Annotated in this window: 21 protein-coding genes and 1 pseudogene; 13 read left to right on the top strand and 9 right to left on the bottom strand. The window is 53.2% G+C overall.

Going from position 1 to position 19,372, the window contains the following annotated elements:
* Positions 1–80: 80 nt before the first annotated feature.
* The 5 genes from BCA33_RS09610 to zapE all read right to left on the bottom strand — a co-directional run bounded on the left by BCA33_RS09610 (position 81) and on the right by zapE (position 5,326).
* On the bottom strand, positions 81–938 hold the full coding sequence (locus BCA33_RS09610; RefSeq protein WP_071265333.1) for an ABC transporter permease: 858 nt from the start codon (positions 936–938) through the stop codon (positions 81–83).
* The gene (locus BCA33_RS09605; protein ID WP_071265331.1) at positions 935–1,816 is read right to left on the bottom strand and encodes an ABC transporter permease; all 882 of its coding nucleotides are present in this window, start codon (positions 1,814–1,816) and stop codon (positions 935–937) included. Before BCA33_RS09605 ends, BCA33_RS09610 begins: the two co-directional genes overlap by 4 nt.
* Positions 1,813–2,961 (bottom strand): ABC transporter ATP-binding protein, encoded by a 1,149-nt coding sequence (locus BCA33_RS09600; RefSeq protein ID WP_071265329.1) that lies wholly within the window; start codon positions 2,959–2,961, stop codon positions 1,813–1,815. The genes BCA33_RS09605 and BCA33_RS09600 overlap by 4 nt, the downstream gene beginning before the upstream one ends.
* Before the next feature lie 34 nt (positions 2,962–2,995).
* The gene (locus tag BCA33_RS09595; RefSeq protein ID WP_071265327.1) at positions 2,996–4,069 is read right to left on the bottom strand and encodes an extracellular solute-binding protein; all 1,074 of its coding nucleotides are present in this window, start codon (positions 4,067–4,069) and stop codon (positions 2,996–2,998) included.
* 102 nt (positions 4,070–4,171) lie between these two features.
* The gene (gene zapE, locus BCA33_RS09590; RefSeq protein WP_254774309.1) at positions 4,172–5,326 is read right to left on the bottom strand and encodes a cell division protein ZapE; all 1,155 of its coding nucleotides are present in this window, start codon (positions 5,324–5,326) and stop codon (positions 4,172–4,174) included.
* Positions 5,327–5,472: 146 nt separating this feature from the next.
* Here zapE and BCA33_RS09585 point away from each other — a divergent pair, with 146 nt between their 5' ends.
* The gene (locus tag BCA33_RS09585; protein WP_217632647.1) at positions 5,473–6,225 is read left to right on the top strand and encodes an aldo/keto reductase; all 753 of its coding nucleotides are present in this window, start codon (positions 5,473–5,475) and stop codon (positions 6,223–6,225) included.
* The gene (locus tag BCA33_RS20800; protein WP_254774308.1) at positions 6,222–6,500 is read left to right on the top strand and encodes an aldo/keto reductase; all 279 of its coding nucleotides are present in this window, start codon (positions 6,222–6,224) and stop codon (positions 6,498–6,500) included. The genes BCA33_RS09585 and BCA33_RS20800 overlap by 4 nt, the downstream gene beginning before the upstream one ends.
* 23 nt (positions 6,501–6,523) lie before the next feature.
* On the opposite strand, the gene BCA33_RS09580 is transcribed toward BCA33_RS20800, so the two are convergent.
* Entirely contained in the window at positions 6,524–7,204 is a 681-nt protein-coding gene (locus tag BCA33_RS09580; RefSeq protein ID WP_254774316.1) for a LysR family substrate-binding domain-containing protein, read from the bottom strand.
* A 15-nt stretch (positions 7,205–7,219) separates the two neighbouring features.
* Positions 7,220–7,425: pseudogene (locus BCA33_RS21710) on the bottom strand (LysR family transcriptional regulator); the annotation flags it as partial.
* A gap of 212 nt (positions 7,426–7,637) precedes the next feature.
* Here BCA33_RS21710 and BCA33_RS20495 point away from each other — a divergent pair.
* The 11 genes from BCA33_RS20495 to ehuA all read left to right on the top strand — a co-directional run bounded on the left by BCA33_RS20495 (position 7,638) and on the right by ehuA (position 17,285).
* On the top strand, positions 7,638–7,919 hold the full coding sequence (locus BCA33_RS20495; RefSeq protein WP_071265323.1) for a hypothetical protein: 282 nt from the start codon (positions 7,638–7,640) through the stop codon (positions 7,917–7,919).
* Positions 7,861–8,184, top strand: a complete 324-nt coding sequence (locus tag BCA33_RS22765; protein WP_083394705.1) for an HAD-IB family phosphatase — start codon at positions 7,861–7,863, stop codon at positions 8,182–8,184. The genes BCA33_RS20495 and BCA33_RS22765 overlap by 59 nt, the downstream gene beginning before the upstream one ends.
* Positions 8,185–8,293: 109 nt before the next feature.
* Positions 8,294–8,734, top strand: coding sequence for an MFS transporter (locus tag BCA33_RS20225; protein WP_139172965.1), 441 nt, complete (start codon positions 8,294–8,296; stop codon positions 8,732–8,734).
* Positions 8,735–8,745: 11 nt separating this feature from the next.
* Positions 8,746–9,492 (top strand): MFS transporter, encoded by a 747-nt coding sequence (locus BCA33_RS09570; protein ID WP_175469749.1) that lies wholly within the window; start codon positions 8,746–8,748, stop codon positions 9,490–9,492.
* Entirely contained in the window at positions 9,489–9,896 is a 408-nt protein-coding gene (locus tag BCA33_RS09565) for a carboxymuconolactone decarboxylase family protein (protein ID WP_071265321.1), read from the top strand. The genes BCA33_RS09570 and BCA33_RS09565 overlap by 4 nt, the downstream gene beginning before the upstream one ends.
* Positions 9,897–10,587: 691 nt before the next feature.
* The gene (locus BCA33_RS09560) at positions 10,588–12,480 is read left to right on the top strand and encodes a response regulator (RefSeq protein WP_071265319.1); all 1,893 of its coding nucleotides are present in this window, start codon (positions 10,588–10,590) and stop codon (positions 12,478–12,480) included.
* Positions 12,392–13,018, top strand: coding sequence for an EAL domain-containing protein (locus BCA33_RS09555; RefSeq protein ID WP_083394704.1), 627 nt, complete (start codon positions 12,392–12,394; stop codon positions 13,016–13,018). Before BCA33_RS09560 ends, BCA33_RS09555 begins: the two co-directional genes overlap by 89 nt.
* Before the next feature lie 93 nt (positions 13,019–13,111).
* Positions 13,112–15,001, top strand: coding sequence for a potassium transporter Kup (locus BCA33_RS09550; protein ID WP_071265315.1), 1,890 nt, complete (start codon positions 13,112–13,114; stop codon positions 14,999–15,001).
* A gap of 128 nt (positions 15,002–15,129) precedes the next feature.
* Entirely contained in the window at positions 15,130–15,795 is a 666-nt protein-coding gene (ehuC, locus tag BCA33_RS09545; RefSeq protein ID WP_071265313.1) for an ectoine/hydroxyectoine ABC transporter permease subunit EhuC, read from the top strand.
* Positions 15,796–15,798: 3 nt separating this feature from the next.
* Positions 15,799–16,470, top strand: coding sequence for an ectoine/hydroxyectoine ABC transporter permease subunit EhuD (ehuD, locus tag BCA33_RS09540; RefSeq protein ID WP_071265311.1), 672 nt, complete (start codon positions 15,799–15,801; stop codon positions 16,468–16,470).
* 8 nt (positions 16,471–16,478) lie between these two features.
* Positions 16,479–17,285, top strand: a complete 807-nt coding sequence (gene ehuA, locus BCA33_RS09535) for an ectoine/hydroxyectoine ABC transporter ATP-binding protein EhuA (protein ID WP_175469747.1) — start codon at positions 16,479–16,481, stop codon at positions 17,283–17,285.
* 9 nt (positions 17,286–17,294) lie between these two features.
* Here the strand turns inward: ehuA and BCA33_RS09530 are convergent, their stop codons facing one another.
* The gene (locus tag BCA33_RS09530; RefSeq protein WP_071265307.1) at positions 17,295–18,143 is read right to left on the bottom strand and encodes a transporter substrate-binding domain-containing protein; all 849 of its coding nucleotides are present in this window, start codon (positions 18,141–18,143) and stop codon (positions 17,295–17,297) included.
* An 87-nt stretch (positions 18,144–18,230) separates the two neighbouring features.
* A complete protein-coding gene (locus BCA33_RS09525; protein ID WP_071265305.1) occupies positions 18,231–19,364 on the bottom strand; it encodes a glycerate kinase in 1,134 nt (377 codons plus the stop codon).
* Between the last annotated feature and the right edge of the window lie 8 nt (positions 19,365–19,372).

Below are 19,372 nucleotides of genomic sequence, written 5' to 3'. Positions count from 1 at the left end.
AGGTATTCAAGTTCCAGAACGGGTCTTTGGCGGTGAGAAGCTCAATGCCTCATACAAACTTAGCATAACATGGCAGATTATTAATGTTTATCCGGGCGCTGCGCAAACATCGAGACCAGTGCCAGGCACGCCGACCCCACCATCAGCAACACCGAAACTGCGTTCAATACCGGTGTTGAGCCCTCCCGAAGCCGGTCAAACATGGCAATAGTGAGTGGAGCGTCTGAACCAACCAGCATCAGAGTAGTATTGAAGTTTTCAAACGACATCAAGAATGCCACCACGCCGGCACCCAACAAAGCGGGCTTCAGGAATGGCACGGTTACAGTAGCGATGGCCGTCAGCCGACTGGCCCCAAGGTTCATTGCGGCTTCTTCTTGGGTGATATCGAATTTGCGCAGGCGCGCAGAAATCACCAGGGTGGCAATGGTTGTAATGAAGGCAAATTGGCCGAGAGTGACTAACAGCAGGCCAGGCCGCAGAGCTTCAATCTCGTAGTTAAATTGCACCTCAAACCAGTTAGCCACAGTGCTGCTGAACACCAGAATAGAGACCCCAAGTATCACTCCCGGCACCACCAAAGGCATTAGCATGAGCACATAAAGAAAATTCTTTCCCGGAAACTGCTCCCGCTCAAACAAAAACGCATTGCAGGTTGCCAACGCCAAGCTTGCCAGCGTGGTCACAGCCGCCACCTGAACACTCACACCAATGCTGTCGAGCAGGGCTTCATCATGAAAAAGGCCAAGCCGGGGCTCGCCTTCGCCAAAATACCAATCCCAGGTAAACCCATTCCATGGCAACGATGGAAATAGCGAATCGTTAAACGAGAACGCCGCCACAACCACCAGCGGGGTGATCAAAAAGATAAAAAACAGCGTCACATAACCCAGATAGGACATCCGGAAAAAACGACTGCTGGCAATAGACGGAATCACGACATCACCCGTGTAAAAGACTGTTTGGTGATCTTCAAACCCAGCCAGACAATCAGCGACGACAGCACCAGCAACAGAATGCCGAAAGCTGCGCCCTGCTCCCAATTAAAACGGGTGATAAACTGGGTGTAGATTTGCTCGGTAAACCACAAGCTGTCTTTACCCCCCAGCAGAGTTGGAGTTAGATAGTTCCCAAGCGTGAGCATAAACACCACAATGCAGCCGCTCATAATGCCGGGCATGGCATGGGGAATAACAATGCTCTTCATAACGTGCAAGCTACTTCCACCAAGGTCGTAACCAGCTTCAATCAGGCTGTTATCCAGGCTATCCAGCGTGGTGACCAGTGGCACCACCATGAACAGCATCGAGGTATAGATAAGCCCCACCATAATAGCGACATCGTTATACAACATTTCAACCGGTTGATCAGCCAGCCCAAACCACTGAAGTGCGCCACTGATTAGCCCGGTTTCTCGCAGTAATATCATCCAGCCGTAAGTGCGCACCAACTCGCTTACCCAGAATGGAATCAGGCATAAAATAAACAGTGCGATTTTGGGCCTGCCTGTGAGCACCTTGGCAATATAAAAAGACACAGGGAAGGCAATAATCAGAGTGAGCAACGTGGCAATAACAGACATGACCGCGGTGCGAACAAAGGTATTCCAGTACAGCGGTTCGGTAAAAAATGCCGTGTAGTTACTCAGGCTGAAACCATATTGCCGCGAGGCAATGCGCTCCCGCAGAGACACCAGCACCATGTCGATATGCGGCAGGATAATCAGCAAGCTTAGCCATAGCACAATAGGCGCCAGCAGCAGCCAAAAACCAAGGCGATATTGTGTGCGGTTGACGTTGCCGGGCTCGCCACTCACTGCGCAGCCTCTGCCGGTTCCGGTGAAACAGGGAAGCACAAGCACTGGCTCGCCTGCCAGCTCACATACACCGAACGGCCCGCCTCCAAGGCTTGAAAGTCCGCGGTTTGCGGCAGGGCCACAGTGAGCACAACACGCTCGGCTGTTTCCACCTGCACCTGGCTGTGTGCGCCATCAAACAGCATGCGCAAAATGGTAACTTTCAGGCAGTTGTCCTGTTCCGTTACCGGCTGAGAGGTACTGATTTGCATCACCTCTGGCCGAATGAACAACGTGACGGGAGAGCCTGAAGGCATAGGCTGGCTACCGTAGCTCAACAAACGCACTCCGTGCTCGGTCACAATGGTGACAACCTGCCCTGACTGCGCCTGTACAGTGCCTGCGTACTGATTGCTGTCGCCCACAAAACTTGCAACAAACGCCGTTTTTGGTTGGTAGTAAAGCTCTTGCGGAGTGCCTACCTGCTCAAACCGGCCCTTGTTCATCACCGCCACCTGGTCGGACATCACCATCGCTTCAGACTGATCATGGGTGATGTACACAAACGTGGTATTGAACTCGCGCTGCAGTCGCTTGAGCTCAATTTTCATTTGCTCGCGAAGCTTTAGATCCAACGCGCCCAAAGGCTCATCCAGCAATAACACGGCTGGGTTCAATACCAGGCAACGAGCTATTGCGACACGCTGCTTCTGCCCACCGGAGAGTTGATCAATGCGTTTGTCGCCGTAGCCTGGCAGTTGTACCTTGGCCAACACCTCATCGATCAAACTAGCGTGTTCGCGCTTGGGAACACCTTTGCGCTTCAACCCGTAGGCAATGTTCTGGGCAACCGACATGGTGGGGAACAGCGCCAGGTGCTGGAACACCATGTTAACCGGGCGCTTGTTTGGGGGAGTGTGCAGTACCGAACTGCCCTTGATCAGGATATCCCCGGAATCCGGTTGCTGGAAACCAGCCAACATTCGCAACAGCGTTGTTTTACCGCAGCCAGAGGGGCCAAGAATGGAAAAAAACGCCCCCCGAGGAATACTGAACGACACCCCATCAACCGCGGCAAACTCACCAAAATGCTTGCTCAGCAAGGCGCAGGCAAGGTCCTCCTGCACCTCCGCATCGACACCCGAAGCAAATGCTTGATCCGTCATAGACAACAACCCGTTGTGGAAAAAATTGCCGTGTCTAGTTAGCGGCTTTCACCCTGTCGAGCACCTTGCCTTCCATCTCTTCCAGGCCTGCCGGAACGGGTGGGTACCAGTTGATGTTATCGAGATCAGCTTGTGGAAAGCTTTCCTTGAACTGTGCTTTGAGGGTGTCGTTAACAAATTCGTCGCTGCCTTTCGCAGCCGTAAAGTTACCGGCAGATTCGGTAATGCGGGCAGCAACTTCTGGCTGCATAACAAAGTTGATCCACTTGTAAGCCGCCTCTTCTGCCTTGGTTTTACGGGGCAAAACAAACGTGTCGATCCAACCCAGCGCACCGGAGCTTGGTGCCACAAAAGCGATATCAGGGTTTTCTGCGTTAAGCTTCCAGCCGCCGGCATCCCACGCCATCGCGGCAGATACTTCCCCTGAGCGCATCAGGTTCAGCAAAGCATCGCCACCGGACCAATAGGCTTTCACGTTAGGCTTACACTCGGTTAGCTTTTTCTCCACTTTATCCAAAATGGCCTGGTATTTTTCAGTGTCGCCGTAGGCGGCGAACGGGTCTTCACCAAGTGCAAAAGCAAAACCAATCAGCGTTGGGCGTTTAAGACGATACGACACGGAGCCACTCAGTGAGTCATCACACAGATCTGTGTAATCCTTTATCGTGCCTGCGGCTTTGCGGTTAACGATCAGCCCGCTGGTGCCCCAAACGTGGGGAACGCCATAGACCTCGCCTTCAAACTGCGTGTTCTTTTCGGTGGCGGCCAGCATGGACGGGATAATTTGCGCCGTCTCGATCTTGCTCATGTCCATAGGCTTATAAATATCGAAATCAGCCTGAGCACTAACGATGCGGTCCTGGCTTGGCTGAGCCAGATCGAAGCCCGAACCACGTGTGGCACGCAGCTTGGAAATCATGTCTTCATTATTGGAGAGAGTAATTTTGACTTCAATACCGGTTTCTTTCTCAAACTGCTCAACGACATCCTGCGGTGCGTAGCCTCCCCATGTGAGCAGCCGCAGAGTTTCAGCCTGTACAGAAACCGAAAACGCCGCAGCTGCGGCAGTGGCCACTGTAAGGTATTTGAATTGACGAAAAGATCTCATGGTATGGCTCGTCCTTGTGTGCGAGAAGAAACAAACTCGAAGAACTCGTGACCTTAAATGTAGTGTGTTACAGGTTTTTGACAAGGCACTGACTTGCAGTGTTCATCGCCCAAAACGTTGTAACTGCATTTCCTGCAAGCGGCTCAACGTGCGGCGAAACGGGAAAGCGAGAGCCCCCGTGCTGTATAGCTCGTTCAAGGGCACTGCCGCACCCAGGTAAAGCGGGATGCCGCGGTCGTAACATTCATCCACCAACGCAATAAACCGGCGTACACCGTCATCCTGATGAGACAGCGCCTGCAACTGTCGATCCCCTGCGGCCACCTGTGTTACGCCATCTTCGGTGCCACGTGCAATAGCAGTTTGCTGGCCGCCACCCGTGAGCTGGGGCACCTCGCTCAAAAACACATGAGAGAAACGGTCACACAGCTCGATAAAGTCCTGCGCCGCCAGCTTTTGCTCACATAGGTCATCGTAGCGACACCACAATGCCTTCTGGCTACGCTTCACTACCTTGATTTCACGATGTCCAAGCAGCAAGGGCTCGCTGTCAGCTGGCTCACTGTCACTGAGCAGTTCGGTAAATGCGGCTTCCAGAGCTTGCGGTTCACTCACCCAATAACGTTGCAGGCGCTCCCCAGGATGTAGCCGGTGATCCTGGCCACCATCCAAACTTACCACCTGCATGTGCTGTTTGATGGCTGCAATAGCTGGCAGCAGGCGCTCACGGTTAAAGCCGCCCTCGTACAAATCATCCGGCGTCTGATTAGAAGTACTCACCAGCACCAGGCCGTTGGCAAACAGTTGCTGAAATAAACCACCTAACAGCACTGCGTCGCCGATATCACTCACGAACAGTTCATCCAAGCATAGCACCCGCGCCTCAGCAGCCAGTTCTTGTGCAAGTAGGCTAAGTGGATGTTCCTGCCCGGTTAACTGAAACAAGCGCCGGTGTACCCAGCGCATAAAATGATGGAAGTGCTGCCTCCGTGCCGGCACGGTTAAAGCTTGGTAGAAACGATTCATCAACCAGGTTTTACCCCGCCCTACGGGCCCCCAAAGATAAACGCCTTGGGTGCTCGGATCCCCAGCCTGCAACTGCTCATAGCATCGCTGCAAACACATGGCCGCCTGGTGTTGCGCGGGGTCGTCTTTAAAGCCTGAGGCCAGTGCCTGCTGATAAGCGGCGTAGGGGGAAAGCGACGGTACCGTTGAGCTACAAGGCTTCATATAACCGCTCAGAATTCCCGCACTCATAGCACTCATTCTCCCGCCGCATAGTTGGATGATCTTTATTGTGATACCAAATTTGTATTACTCGAAATGATATTCCCCAAAAAACCTCTTAGCGTCACGCTTCCCACGTGGGTAATAACGGAAATAATGTTCCAAAGGAGATCACCATGACCGACGATAAACGAGTACCTCTAACGCTACCTCAGCGCAGCCTGGGCGACAACCTGAAGGTATCTGCACTTGGCTATGGCGCCATGGGCATTAGTGAGTTCTATGGCCCTTCGAACGATACGGAATCTCTCAATATGCTGTCATTGGTGGCAGATAGCGGCATCACAATGATTGATACAGCCGATATGTATGGAAATGGCCACAACGAAAAGCTGATCGGGGAGTTTTTCAAAACACGCCATGGTAAGGGGGAAAACAACAGGCTCAAGATTGCAACGAAGTGTGGCATTGACAGACAAGGTAACGAGTATGACCGATCGATCAATAATCGGCCAGAATATATCCGCGCCTGTTGCGAAGCGTCGCTCAAGCGACTAGGTGTGGAATGCATCGATCTTTACTACATTCATCGAGTTGATCCAAAAGCGGATATCGGTGAGACCATGGAGTGCCTGAGAGAGCTGGTCAACGAAGGTAAAATCAATCATGTAGGTCTGTGCGAAGTTTCTGCGCTAACGTTGGAAAAGGCGCATCGTGTACACCCCATCGCAGCCCTGCAAACTGAGTATTCCCTTTGGACCCGTGACATTGAGCTCGAAACCCTACCCAAAGCACGTGAACTGGGCATCGGTATCGTAGCGTATTCGCCTTTAGGTAGAGGGTTCCTGACTGGGCGCATCACATCGACCACGGCACTAGCGAGAATGACTTTCGGCGCAATAATCCGCGCTTTCAAGGAGAGAACTTGAAACACAATCTTGACCTTCTGAACAAGGTGCGCCAGGTGGCAGGCCGTCATGGAGCCACACCCGCCCAGGTTGCTCTCGCGTGGCTTTTGGCACAAGACAAAAGCATCGTTCCAATTCCCGGAACTCGACGCTCACAGTACCTTCAAGAGAATCTGGGCGCGATTGACCTGAAGCTGACCGCCCTCGATCTGGCCGACATAGAAGCGTCCTTACCCATCAATGCTGCGCACGGCGCTCGATACACATGGGAAGGTATGAAGGGAGTAAATGTCTAAGGTAGCCTGCTAGCGCCGAAACACTAAACCACTTCGGCAGCCTGTTGCAGGCTGTCGACCGTTCGGAGAACCTCTGCACGTGTCTCGCTCGAGCGCCATACGATTTGGAGTGATATAGTCAATCGGTTGCTGATCTCGGGAATGAACGGTCGATAGACTACGCCAAGCCGACTTGCCGCTCGCATGGATGCAGGGAAAAAGGCCATTCCTTCTCCAGCAGCAATCTTTGATAGCAGCATCATATGCTCATTTGGCTCGGGCTTGCGTAGCGGTTCGTACCTGAAATCAATGAAAACCCTCTCACAGCGATCATAAAATACCGGGTTATCTTTTCGTGGAAACCAGAACAGAAGAGTATCTTTTAGATCATCAAACGATACCTGTTCTTTAAAAGCCGCGCTATGCCCTTCTGGTAAAGCAACCATCAACGGGTCTTGTGCGACTTGCTGCACTTTGAACTCCCCGCTCTGCGCAGGGATATTCCCTACAACCACAAGGTCGACTTGGCCGCTTCGTAATCGCTCAAGTAGGTGCTTTGAGTAAGCATGTTCAATACGAATTTGCACCGGTAAAACCGGATCGCCAAGAACGCCCTGAATTCCTGGCACGAGACTGAAATCGATCACACTGGTTAGGCCTAATCGAACATCGGCTTCGTCAACGCCTTCTTCGAGACGTAAAGAAACGAGTGCCGCGTCAAGCATGGTGAGTATGGCATGCGCTTCTTGCTCAAATGCTTCGCCAGCCGAAGTAAGGCTTACGCTATGGGTATCACGCTCAAACAGTTTGATTCGCAGCAACCCCTCTAGCTTTTGATTTGCCGAGATAGCGGTGGCTGAGACATGTTCAAACGTTCCGCCGCACGACGAAAGTTCAATTCCTGAGCGACTGAGACAAAACACTGTAGCTGTTTAATGGTGGGCATTCGCCCAGAGAGAATCGACAAGAGCAGGTTCCTTCCGAGCTGGTAATAACACGAGTGTCGATTAGAGAGAGTCGTAACTCTCATGTGTCACACGGCATTCCCGTCCGTGATGCAATAAGGGTAATTCAAAATACACACTTCTGTGAGCAAAGAATACCTATCTATTATTGCATTGCGACATCGGTTACCAAACTTACCAACGGAGACACTACATGGCTGCATATATTGTCCTAACCTCACGATTTCCAATCGACCCCAGCATGATGACATCTGTTCGAGATCTTCTCGTTGATGACGTCAGAACTCGTTACCTAATCGATATAGACCAGCAAGAAATACTACAACTCAGAGCTTACAAGAATCTCGAAGATTTTTCGGCTCATGCCAATGAACTGGATAACGACTGGAATCAATTTTCTGAATTCATGACAGGCGATGTCCACCGAGAACTTCTGCAATATGTTGAAGCGCAGGCTGGAGACACACCGTCTTGAGGGAGTGCAACCCGTACTAGTCTCAGGCTCAATGCTGCCTTTGCTTAAGCCAATCGCTCGTGACCTTAAAGTATCAAACATCTTATGTACAAAATTAATCGTTAATGCGCGCAGGTGTCTCACTGGTGAAATTGGCTCGCCACAAACCATCGGGGAAGGGAAGGCAACAGCGGTCAAACAGTTCTTAGCTATTCATCATACGAAATCAGCCGATTGTTTTGCTTATGGCGATGACATTTCAGATCTGCCATGCTTGAAGCAGTAGGCAACCCAGTCACCGTAGGCTCGCACCCGGAACTTCTTCAGATCAGCCGGCAGCGCGGTTGGGCCCAGCTAGCCACTTAACTTTCCCCTTGCACTAAAAGGAGTAGCTTATGACTCACCCCCTTAGTACATCTTGCCCAGAGCCCGGACTCACGCGCACCTGGCTGGCTATCATCGTATTAGGCATTGGCGCGTTTTCAATTGTCTCAACGGAGTTGGCACCAATAGGCCTTCTATCACTGATCGCTGGTGATCTGGGCCGCTCAGAAGCAGCCATTGGTCTTACTGTAACCGCCTATGCCTGGATCGGAGCGCTAAGTGCGCTTCTGTCCACAATATGGCTCGGGAAAATCCCCCGCAAACCTCTAATGATTGGACTTATGCTGGGGCTGGCCATCTCCAACGGCGTGGCTATGGCTTCCAATGAGTTTTCGATGCTACTAGGAGCTCGCGCTATTGGAGCAGTATTTCACGGCCTCTTCTGGGCAATGATTGGTGCTTTGGCTGCTCAAATTGCACCTGCCCGGCAGATTGGCTGGCAACTTCAATAGTGTTCGGAGGCGTGTCTGCAGCCAGCGTTCTCGGCGTGCCCCTAGCCACACTAATTGGTCAATCAGATGGGTGGCGCTTTTCCTTCGGTGCCATTGCAATTTTATGCTTTGCCACAGCTTTGGCCATGATTGTTTTGGTTCCGCACGTAAAAGCGGAGGCTCCTGTCGGTCGCAAAGCTCTAGCCGAGGTATTGCGCAGGAACGATCTAAAAGCTATATACCTGGCCACAGCCCTTGTCGTTACCTCGCATTTCACCGCTTTCACCTATATTGAACCATTCCTATCAAACACTGCGGGCGTATCCGGCTCAATGGTAGCTACCTTGCTGTTCAGTTTCGGTGCAGCAGGGATAGCTGGTAACGTTGTAACAGCGGTCTATCTGGACAAAAATCTTAAAACCACCTTGATTTTAGCGATGGCGACAATGAGCGCGACTCTCATCTGCCTGGCGACATTTGGTGAAAGCCTCGCGATTGGGCTCTTGATGGCTCTGGTGGCGCTCTGGGGTATGGCGATCGCCATCATCTTTGTAGGCTTTCAAACCTGGATTCTAAAGATTGCCGAAAATGCGGCCATGCCGGCCTCTGCCATATATGTGTCAATCTTTAACGCGGCAATTGGTAGCGGTGCCATATTGGGCTCCTGGGTCCTAGGTCATACCGGCCCCATGGGCTTACTCGGTCTGGCTGGCGTTGGCGGTATGATCAGTATTGGTCTTGTTTCACTTTGCAATGCACCGGCAAGGAATACACTATGAGTGGGCATCTGGACGAGACAGCTTTAAATGAGAAAACCGCTAAAGGCAAAGAGATTATGGATCGCCTTGAGGCAGGAGCTGGTGACCGCGTAACAAGTCGGCTTGCTGAATTAGATGCAGATCTGCCCAAACTCATCACGGATTATGCTTTTGCGGATGTAATAGGAAGGCCAGGGCTAAAACTAAAAACGCGCGAAATGCTCACAGTTGCGGCGCTTACTGCCATGGGAACCGCACATGAGCAACTAGAGTTTCATATGCGTGGCGCGTTGAATGTAGGCGTAAGCAAAGAGGAGTTACTCGAAATCGTTATTCAAATGGCCGTCTATGCGGGTGTTCCTGCTTGCATGAATGGAATTACAGCCTATCGTTCGGTGCTAGCCGCGCAGAACGATAGGCTGTAATTCAAAACTGAAATGCTCTGAGTGTGCGCCTTAGCGGCGTACGCGCAGTTTCTCCAACACCCCCATGAAAGCCAGGTTAGTGGAGCCTTCAAGGACCACCTGTGGCCGGGTGACCGAGATCACGCTACAGCTGAGGATTTGATTGGTGCCACACTCGCTTTCATTCAGGCTGCGCCGGCTCAATGAAGCAGGTCGCTAGCTGGATCGCTCAGCAGAGACGCCAATGCTGGTTCGACATGAAGCGCCGTGTGCTTTTGTCAGCTCAGTGAATGTTCCGATAATGAGCATCAGAAACTTCTGACGCTAGGACAGGTTGAGCTTCACGGAAGAGTCTCCATTGTTATTAGTGAATAACTATATAATAAAGCGACATATAGATAACGTCCCGATTCGATTAAGTGTTGAAATCGTCTTTGTGTCAACAAAATATCGACATCGTGAGAAATAACTTGAGCTTCTCCATCGACGTTTCGACACTTGCCTGGAAAGGGATATTTATGCGCAAGAATAGGTCTGTCCCATTTTCTTCGGGATAGCGCGGTATTGTTCAGGAGGCGAGCAGGATTGTCGCCTGGGGTAACTAATAAGGCAAATTTGAGATACGCTTCACAGTCTCCTGTCGGGCAAATGCGGCCATTCAATAATTTCCCAGACAGCCCAAGGAGCAACTCAAGATACAAGAGGTGCAGCAATGGCGGAAGCCAGCCCTGGGCGAAAGCTCCAAGAACTCAGAAGCAGGTATATCGCAGGCTTACCCGATCGCATGGGCGAACTCAGAGACTCATGGAACCGGCTCGTGCACGTCAGCTGGAACCCAAAGGCGCTGGAATTCATGCACCAAGGCGCCCACAAGCTGACCGGAAGTGGCGCCACCTTTCAATTTCCTGAGATCAGCAACACAGCGCGAATACTTGAAGATCAGCTACAGGCGCTACTGGCAAAATCTGATGCCACCTCCACAGAGCGCCAGCAAATCGAAAACTCACTCAAAGCGCTCGAAGGCGCCATTGAGGAGGCCTCGCGTGCCTCCCTTAACACGGAGATAGCCGCCTTCGTGTCAAAAGCCGATGTAAGGAAGCGTCAAGCGTACCGAATCGCTGTTATTGAAGACGATGAAAGCCAGGCCGCCCACCTCAAGAACTGGCTGGAACAACAAGGTTATTCCGCTGAAACGTTCAAAGATCCAGACACCTACAGCCAGCGAACCGACGGCCATGTTTATCAGCTGATTCTTCTGGACATCAGTTTCCCCCAAGGCGCCCTGGAAGGTATCGGTTGGCTGGAGAGCATGAAGTGCCAGTCAGGCACCAATACTCCGGTGATTATGATGTCCGCCAGGAGCGATATGGTCGCCCGCATGCGGGCGCTCCGGGCTGGCGCAGATATCTACCTGACCAAACCCATCGACATGGGCATACTCGAAAAGCGTATCCACCAATTACTGGAGAGCGCCCCCTCGGCAAAGCCAAGGGTGCTTTGGGTGGATGACGATACCGATCTTCTCGCCTACTACAACGCCATGCTCAGCGAGGAAGGCTATGAGGTAGAAGGCTTGAGCCAACCGGTGCGCGTTTTGGAACGCATCGGAAAGTTTCAGCCGGATGTCATCGTGCTGGATCACGACATGCCCGGTTGCCAAGGCATGGAGTTAGCTAAGGTGCTCAGGCAGGATGCTAACTATATGACCATCCCGATTCTTTTCGTATCGGCGTCACCCAAGAGCCGGGAACTGCTCGAACAGCACAGTATTGCCGGCAACGATTTCTTCCAGAAGCCGCTAGACAATGAACTGTTCCTAAGCTCGCTGCACCGTCACCTGACGAACGCCAAACTTATTGCGGCGCGCATCAACCTGGTCAGCCAACGCAAGGAATCCCGTAGCCTGCAGAACCACGACTACTTTTTGACCGAACTCGTGGATGTGTTGGCCCGAGTAGAAAGCGATCAGGAAGACCAGATTCACTATCTAATACAGGCAAACGTAGACCGACAGGCGTATCTCCGGGCCCAACATGGTGCCCGTGCCATGGCGAAGCTGAACGCTCGTATGGAAAAACATTTCGCGGAACAACTCGCCGCTGGGGATTCGGGCTGCGCCCTTGGAGGCGGCAGCTTCCTGTTTCGGATAACAACGCCTGCCGCTGATGACGGAAAAACCTGTCTCGAACACTTTCATCACACCTTGAACAACGCCGCCTGGGCTTTGGAAAATGCCCCCGACCCAGTCACGCTGAGCCTGGGCGCGCTGACCCTGAACCATACCGTGGATGAAGACAAAGCGCTGATCGAGGTGGAAAAAGCCTGTCACAAGGCCATGCAATCCGGCAGCAACAGCCTGGTATGGCAACAGGCGCCCGAACGGTCACCTGAATCCAAATTGGACGACCGCATAAAAGAATTGGTAGCAGAGCAGGCATTCAAGCTTTATTACCAACCCATAGTCAACATGGAAACCGATCACACCGTTTTTGAGGCACAAGTGCGGTTGGTGGGCGATGACAACGCAGTGTATCTGCTTGGCAGTTCCTGCCTTGTTTGCCTCAAAGCGATCGAGGCCCATTTTACGAGCTCGATCGCTGGGTGATTCAGCATGCAGTAAACAGCCTTGCGCTCCTGGAAGGCAAAGCCTCCGCCAGCCATTCAGTATGCATAAAGCTGTCCTCTCCCATGGTAGATGTGGAGCGCCTTCTCACGTTGCTCAGCACAACAATGCGCAACGCTCGCATCAGGGCGATCGCCGCATCTACTTGGCGCTGTCATGTCCAACCGTATTAAAAAATGTGCCCAAGGCAAAAAAGATAGCCAACCTGGTTCGGGAAATGGGCTGCGGGCTAATCATAGAGCACGTTGATGCGGCCGCCGCCCCGGCGGAGCTGTTAAAGGAACTGGGCTCTGTAGATTTCGTAAAACTGGTGCCAACACTCGGCGCCAGCGCCCAACAAACACCTACGCTTGAGGATCTCCTGCACCAGCTCAAAGCCGCCCTCAACTCCAGCCAGAAAATTGTGGTAACCGGCGTAGAAGACGCCAAAGCATTGTCCTGGTTCTGGGAGCGTGGCATTCGCAACTTCCAGGGGTACTTCATACAGGAGCCGAAAGGGGCCATGAGTTACGAGCTATGAGCAGTTGGGCCGTCTCAAAATCCATGAAGGCCATAGTTCTGCAACTAAACTAGACTATAGAACAACACCTGAGTTCACCGAGAAGGGCGGGCCATGGCTGAATCCGATAAGGCATCGAAACCTGGCCGCTCCGCGGTCGGCTTGGCAGTGCTAGGCATCGTTTACGGCGACATAGGCACCAGCCCAATCTACGCCTTGCGAGCGTGCTTTCGCGGGGTCAGCCCAGTGCCTATCAACGAGGCCAATATCCTTGGCATTCTGTCGTTGATATTTTGGGCACTCATCATTGTCATCTCCCTGAAGTACATGGTTTTTATTCTCCGCGCCAACAACCATGGCGAGGGCGGAATCTTCGCGCTGCTAGCCCTGTTACGGCCGCATCAAGATCGGGACAGCCGGCCCCGCCGCACGCTGATTCTGGTCGGCCTGTTCGGCGCAGGCCTGCTCTATGGCGGCACCATGCTGACGCCGGCTATCTCAGTACTCAGTGCCGTGGAGGGGCTGGAGGTCGCAGCGCCGTCGCTGCACACCTACGTGCTGCCAATAACCATTACCATCCTGGTGCTGCTATTTGCTATGCAGAAGTACGGTACCGCCAAGGTAGGAGCCATGTTCGGCCCCATCATGGTGGTCTGGTTTGTAACCTTGGCCGCGCTGGGCGTGAACAGCATTATCGGACACCCCGAAGTGCTCAAGGCAGTCGCGCCTTGGTACGCAGTACAGTTTCTTGCGAGCAATCAATTGACGGGGTTTTTGGTGCTGATCGGGGTGTTTCTGGTGGCCACCGGCGGCGAGGCTCTCTACGCAGACCTTGGGCATTTTGGAGTCACCCCAATACGAGTGGTCTGGTTCTGTTTCGTATTACCCGCCCTGCTACTGAACTATTTTGGTCAAGGTGCCTTGCTGCTGGATAAGCCCGAAGGGGCTCTACAGCCGTTTTTTCATCTGGCACCGGACTGGGCACTGCTGCCGTTGGTTGGCCTGGCAACGGCAGCGACAATCATTGCATCACAGGCTGTGATCACCGGGGCATTCTCACTCACCCGGCAAGCGGTGCAACTTGGATTTATGCCGCGCTTGCGGGTTCAGCAAACCTCCGAGTATTCCCACGGCCAGATTTACATGCCGGGTATTAACTGGTTCCTGGTGATTGCGGCGGTTGCCCTGGTGCTTACGTTCCGCTCATCCGACAACCTGGCAGCAGCCTACGGCGTGAGCGTGAACGCCACCATGCTGGTGACCACCATTCTGGCCTTCAATGTGGCCAGGGAACGAGGCGGCTGGAGCCTGGCGAAGGCGAGTATTTTCCTGCTGGTTTTTCTAACGGTTGATCTGGCATTTCTCACCGCCAATGCAGAAACCATCCCCCGTGGAGGCTGGTTTCCCGTGGCCATGGGCGCGATTATCTTCACGGTGATCGTAACCTGGCGCCGTGGCACCGAGCTTCTACTCCAATCCTACGAAGCCAATACTATTACCGTTGAAACCCTGCTGGGTCACCTTGAGCATGACCCGATCGAACGCTCGCCCGGTGTCGGCATATTTTTCACCGCGCGGGCAGAAGAAGTGCCCAATGCCCTGATACAGCTGAAAAAGCACAACATTCTGCTGCCCGAAGCAGTCGTCATCGTTAACGTAAAAATGACCCGCCATCCGCGCGTACCCAATGACCAGCGCATGCAAGTTAAAGCATTCGGCCAGGGCCTGTACGGAGTCAAACTCAACTACGGCTTCATGCAAGGCTTCAATATTCCATCCGATTTAACCAACTGTATTGAGCACGGCAACTTACCGATTGACCTGGACGACGCCACCTATTTTGTGGGCAGGATATCGGTGATTGCTGACCGCAAGAAAGACGGCATGATGGCCTGGCGCGATAAACTCTTTGCGTTCATGGTTCGCAATACTCTACATGCCACTTCGCTTTACCAGATTCCCTCTGGCCGAGTGATCGAAATCGGGCTGCAATTGGGGATTTAAATACTTAGACACAAAACGTTTAGAGCAGTAACCTTCGCCGTCGAATTTATGCAACAATGCCGTGCTTTATTTGACAGCATTACAGAAACTGAAACCGGCCCGCAACGAGCCAGAGACCAAGCGTAACGATGCCCTATTTGGATTTTCTCACTACCTACAGCGACCGCTTCCTCGACGGCACGCTGATCACTCTGGGGCAGTTCGGGCTAGCCGTTCTGGTGGCAATTATCGCCGCACTTATCTCAGGGCTGATGAAGATGTCGCACTCGAAAACCGTGCGTGCCACAGCCACCGTCTATATTGAGCTTTTCCGCGGCACGTCGCTTTTGGTGCAGCTCTATTGGTTTTACTTTGTTCTGCCGCTCTTTGGATTCACTCTGGAGAAGTTCACCGCAGGCTTTGTCACCGTCGGGCTCTGCTATGGGGCCTACGGTGCGGAACTGGTTCGTGGCTCGATCCAATCCGTTCCCAAGGGCCAGTGGGAAGCCGCACTGGCTCTGAATATGTCACCCGCAGCCCGCATGCGGAGGATCATTTTGCCGCAGGCGCTGGTCACCATACTGCCACCCTGGGGAAATCTGATGGTCGAGATTCTGAAAGGCACCGCCCTGGTTGCCCTGATTTCGGTCGCCGATCTGATGTTTGAAACCCGCCAGATCAACAACAACACTTACCTGTCAGCCCAGGCGTTCGGTACCGCGCTTGTCATCTACTATATTTTTGCGCGCTTTATGGTGACGCCCGTTATGCGCTGGCTGGAACGGGTTATGGCCCGCAAAATCGGACGAATGTAACTCATGCTTGACTGGAAACTGGATTTTACCTGGGAAATTTTGCCCCGCCTGATCGCAGCAGCGGGCAATACGCTAGTGGCAGCCGGTGGCGGCTATCTTGTGGCGGTGGTGCTGGGGTTGGTATTCGCGCTGGCACAACGCACACCTTCGCGCACGCTAACTTTTATCGTGCGCGAACTGGTGGAGTTTGTCCGCTCCACGCCACTGCTCTTGCAGATCTTCTTTATCTATTACGTTGGCCCCCAGTTCGGTTTGCGCCTGTCACCTTGGGCGGCGGGCCTCATCGCCATCGGCCTGCATTACGCTGCCTATCTTTCCGAAGTGTATCGGGGCGGTATCGAAAACGTGCCTAAAGGTCAGTGGGAGGCCGCTCGGGCCATCAACCTGTCAACGGTCCAAACCTATCGCCGCATCATTATTCCACAGGCACTTCCGCCAGCATTGGCGGGTATGGGCAACTATTTGGTTGGCATACTCAAGGACACGCCAATGCTGTCCGTTATCGGGGTGGCTGAACTGATGCACACTGCCAATTCCATTGGCGCCGATAACTTTCGCTATCTGGAACCCTACACAATCGTCGGCCTTATCTTCCTGGCCATATCGCTGCCAACTGCCTGGCTCATCCGGCGATTCGACAAGGCATTGCGCCGCAAAATGGGACTGACTCGATGAAATACGATATGAGCGACTACCCCCTGAAGCTTGAGGGCGATAATGTGCCCATGGTTCGGTTTCAGAATGTGACCAAAAAATACGGTCAGCTGACCGTACTCGACGGCTTGAATTTGGACGTTGCAGAAGGCGAAATGGTGACCATCATTGGCCCTTCAGGCTCGGGCAAAACAACCGTGCTGCGCATGCTGATGACACTGGAAACCATCGACAGCGGTGTGATCTACGTAGACGGCGAACCGCTGACCCATATGGAGAAGAATGGTCGCCTTGTGCGTGCCAGTGCGGCTCATTTGCGCAAGATCCGCTCCAAGATAGGTATGTGTTTTCAGCACTTCAACTTGTTTCCCCACATGACGGCTCTTGGCAACTGCATGGAAGGGCCAATACAGGTGTTGGGGTTGTCTAAAGAAAAGGCCGAGAAGCGTGCACTGGAACTTCTGGATATGGTCGGCATGGCGGAGAAGCGCGATCAGCACCCTTCTCGGTTATCTGGTGGGCAACAACAACGGGTAGCCATCGCCCGCGCGCTTGCTATGCGCCCCAAAGTAATGCTGTTTGACGAAGTCACTTCCGCACTGGACCCTGAGGTCATCAGCGAAGTAACCAGCGTTATCCGCAGCCTGGTGGATCAGCACAACCTGACCATGCTGATGGTCACGCACCAAATTGGCTTTGCTCGGGAAATTTCAGACCGAATTTGCTTCTTCTTTGCGGGTCAGATTGAAGAGCAGGGAGCGCCAAAAATACTGCTGGACAGCCCCCAGAACGACCGCACTCAGCAGTTCCTGAGTGCGGTTTTGGACGCCAACTAGGCCATTAACCTAGTTGGATTTACAGGCCGCTTCCGTTGTTTGCCCTGTAGGCAAGAACGCCTTGATGTACTCATCGGGCGTAACGGTTGCCATCATTTCATCAGAGCCCATGTAATCCTTCAGGGCTTTGTTGAATGCCTCACGAAACGCACTGTCTTCGGCGCGAAAACCGACACCCACAACCTGCTTTTCACGGCCTACGAAAACCTCGGGATCTGAAATATCGAAACTTTCATCCAGGTCTGCAGCGTGCTTGGCTTCCAACACGTTAATCGGAACCGCATCGGTACGGCCTGTACGCAAGGCAGCTAGGGCTTCCGTCGTGCCGGGCACTTCCCTGATATCGCTGCCAGGAACGCCGGCATCTTTGGCATCCGTCAGTGTGTTGTAACCGGAAGGCGCAACCATGGTCAGGTTCTGGTCAATCAGATCCTGATAGGTTTCAAGATTTTTAGGGTTGCCCTTGGGCACCACAAAGGTATCACCGAAAGCACCAATTGGATCTGAAAAATCCATGTTTTCACAGCGCTTTTTAATGATGTACATACCGCCCGTCACTATGTCCACGCGACGCGCTTTCAGGCTGGGAATCAGGCTGGACCAATCGGTCAGAACAGGTTCGATATTGGTGTAGCCCATGCGCTTGAGTACATCAATGGTGATGCCGTTGACAAAACCTTTGGCTGAGCCATCGTCCCCAGCGTAAGCCCAGGGTGGTGCTGCGGCAAATCCGATGCGGATCGTCTCGCCGTCTTCAATCCTATCTCCAAGGGTTCCGGCCTGAACCACGCTAGCAGCGGCCGTTACACCTAGCACCAACGCCAACGTTTTCATTCTTGTACTTTTAAACAGCTTCATTACATTACCTCGCTTTAAACCCACTAAATACTTGCCGCCATTATGGCATAGAACCGGGCTCAAACTTTTACTGCTGTGGCGGGAGGCTTATTTCAGCCCCGAAATAAGCCTGGCCAGCTGCTCGGCCGTGTTCTCAAGATAGTGCACGGCGTTAGCGATGGCATCGTCTTTGCTGATCGGCCCCGGGGCGATCGGGAAAACCGCCGTAATGCCTGCGTTATGAATGGCGGTCATATCGCCTTCCCCCAACTTTCCAGCCAGGCCAATAACAGGCACCTGGTAGCGTTGCGCCAGTTTAGCCACGCCCGTGGGCGTTTTCCCCGATGCGCTTTGCCCATCAATCGCACCTTCGGCCGTGATCACCAGATCGCTGTCCTGCATGTGCGCGTCCATATCCACGGCCGACATCACCAGCTCAATCCCGGGCTTCAGAACCCCTCCGAGGATGCCGGCGACAGCGCCGCCAATACCGCCGGCAGCGCCACTTCCTGCAAAGCTACTTATGTCGTAACCGCTTTTCTCCACGCACCGGGCGAATTTGCCAAGGTTGCTATCAAGTATTTTGACTTCGTCTGGTGAAGCTCCTTTTTGCGGCCCGAACACCGCCGCCGCACCCAAATCCCCAAGTAGAATGTTGGTGACATCGCACGCAACCACAATCCGTATACCTGCTACGCAGGCTTTGGCCTCGGCAAGATCAAAGTGATTGATATGCTGCAGTCCCTCACCACCGGGTGGTATGTCATGGCCGGAAGCATCCAGCAGTTTCGCACCCATCGCCTGCAGCAAACCCGCACCACCATCGGTGGTGGCACTGCCACCCAGGCAGACAATGAGCGTTTCTGGCTGGTGTTTCAGGGCAGCCATGATGAGCTCACCGGTGCCATAACTGGTTGCCGTCATTGCATTGCGCTCAGGCTCGGGCACACAGTGCAGGCCGCTTGCCTCAGCAACTTCCACAATGGCTGTTTTGCCATCCTCTATGAGCCCGTAACTGGCGCAGACAGCGGCACCGGAAGGCCCGGTTACACGTGCTCGATGCAGTGTGCCGCGCATGGCCCTCACAAGAGTGGCGGTTGTGCCCTCTCCTCCATCTGCCAGAGGAATCTGAACCACGTGGTCAGCCGGAGCACCTCGCACCCAGCCAGTGGCAATGGCACTCGCAACGGCTTCTGCCGTGAGACACTCTTTGAACGAGTCTGGGGCAATGAGTACGCGCATGCTGCGTC

Source organism: Marinobacter sp. AC-23, assembly GCF_001858325.1.
Classification (GTDB): domain Bacteria; phylum Pseudomonadota; class Gammaproteobacteria; order Pseudomonadales; family Oleiphilaceae; genus Marinobacter.
This window is presented reverse-complemented; position numbering and strand designations above follow the sequence as displayed.

Excerpts from the sequence above, each read along its gene's own strand:
- BCA33_RS22765 (WP_083394705.1), top strand. The coding sequence starts at position 7,861 with ATGTCCACCGAGAACTTCTGCAATATGTTGAAGCGCAGGCTGGAGACA.
- ehuA (WP_175469747.1), top strand. The coding sequence starts at position 16,479 with ATGAGCGACTACCCCCTGAAGCTTGAGGGCGATAATGTGCCCATGGTT.
- ehuC (WP_071265313.1), top strand. The coding sequence starts at position 15,130 with ATGCCCTATTTGGATTTTCTCACTACCTACAGCGACCGCTTCCTCGAC.
- BCA33_RS09550 (WP_071265315.1), top strand. The coding sequence starts at position 13,112 with ATGGCTGAATCCGATAAGGCATCGAAACCTGGCCGCTCCGCGGTCGGC.
- ehuD (WP_071265311.1), top strand. The coding sequence starts at position 15,799 with ATGCTTGACTGGAAACTGGATTTTACCTGGGAAATTTTGCCCCGCCTG.
- zapE (WP_254774309.1), bottom strand. The coding sequence starts at position 5,326 with ATGAGTGCGGGAATTCTGAGCGGTTATATGAAGCCTTGTAGCTCAACG.
- BCA33_RS09530 (WP_071265307.1), bottom strand. The coding sequence starts at position 18,143 with ATGAAGCTGTTTAAAAGTACAAGAATGAAAACGTTGGCGTTGGTGCTA.
- BCA33_RS09555 (WP_083394704.1), top strand. The coding sequence starts at position 12,392 with ATGACAACGCAGTGTATCTGCTTGGCAGTTCCTGCCTTGTTTGCCTCA.
- BCA33_RS20495 (WP_071265323.1), top strand. The coding sequence starts at position 7,638 with ATGGCTGCATATATTGTCCTAACCTCACGATTTCCAATCGACCCCAGC.
- BCA33_RS09560 (WP_071265319.1), top strand. The coding sequence starts at position 10,588 with ATGGCGGAAGCCAGCCCTGGGCGAAAGCTCCAAGAACTCAGAAGCAGG.
- BCA33_RS20225 (WP_139172965.1), top strand. The coding sequence starts at position 8,294 with ATGACTCACCCCCTTAGTACATCTTGCCCAGAGCCCGGACTCACGCGC.
- BCA33_RS09585 (WP_217632647.1), top strand. The coding sequence starts at position 5,473 with ATGACCGACGATAAACGAGTACCTCTAACGCTACCTCAGCGCAGCCTG.
- BCA33_RS09600 (WP_071265329.1), bottom strand. The coding sequence starts at position 2,961 with ATGACGGATCAAGCATTTGCTTCGGGTGTCGATGCGGAGGTGCAGGAG.
- BCA33_RS09595 (WP_071265327.1), bottom strand. The coding sequence starts at position 4,069 with ATGAGATCTTTTCGTCAATTCAAATACCTTACAGTGGCCACTGCCGCA.
- BCA33_RS09525 (WP_071265305.1), bottom strand. The coding sequence starts at position 19,364 with ATGCGCGTACTCATTGCCCCAGACTCGTTCAAAGAGTGTCTCACGGCA.
- BCA33_RS09580 (WP_254774316.1), bottom strand. The coding sequence starts at position 7,204 with ATGCTTGACGCGGCACTCGTTTCTTTACGTCTCGAAGAAGGCGTTGAC.
- BCA33_RS09565 (WP_071265321.1), top strand. The coding sequence starts at position 9,489 with ATGAGTGGGCATCTGGACGAGACAGCTTTAAATGAGAAAACCGCTAAA.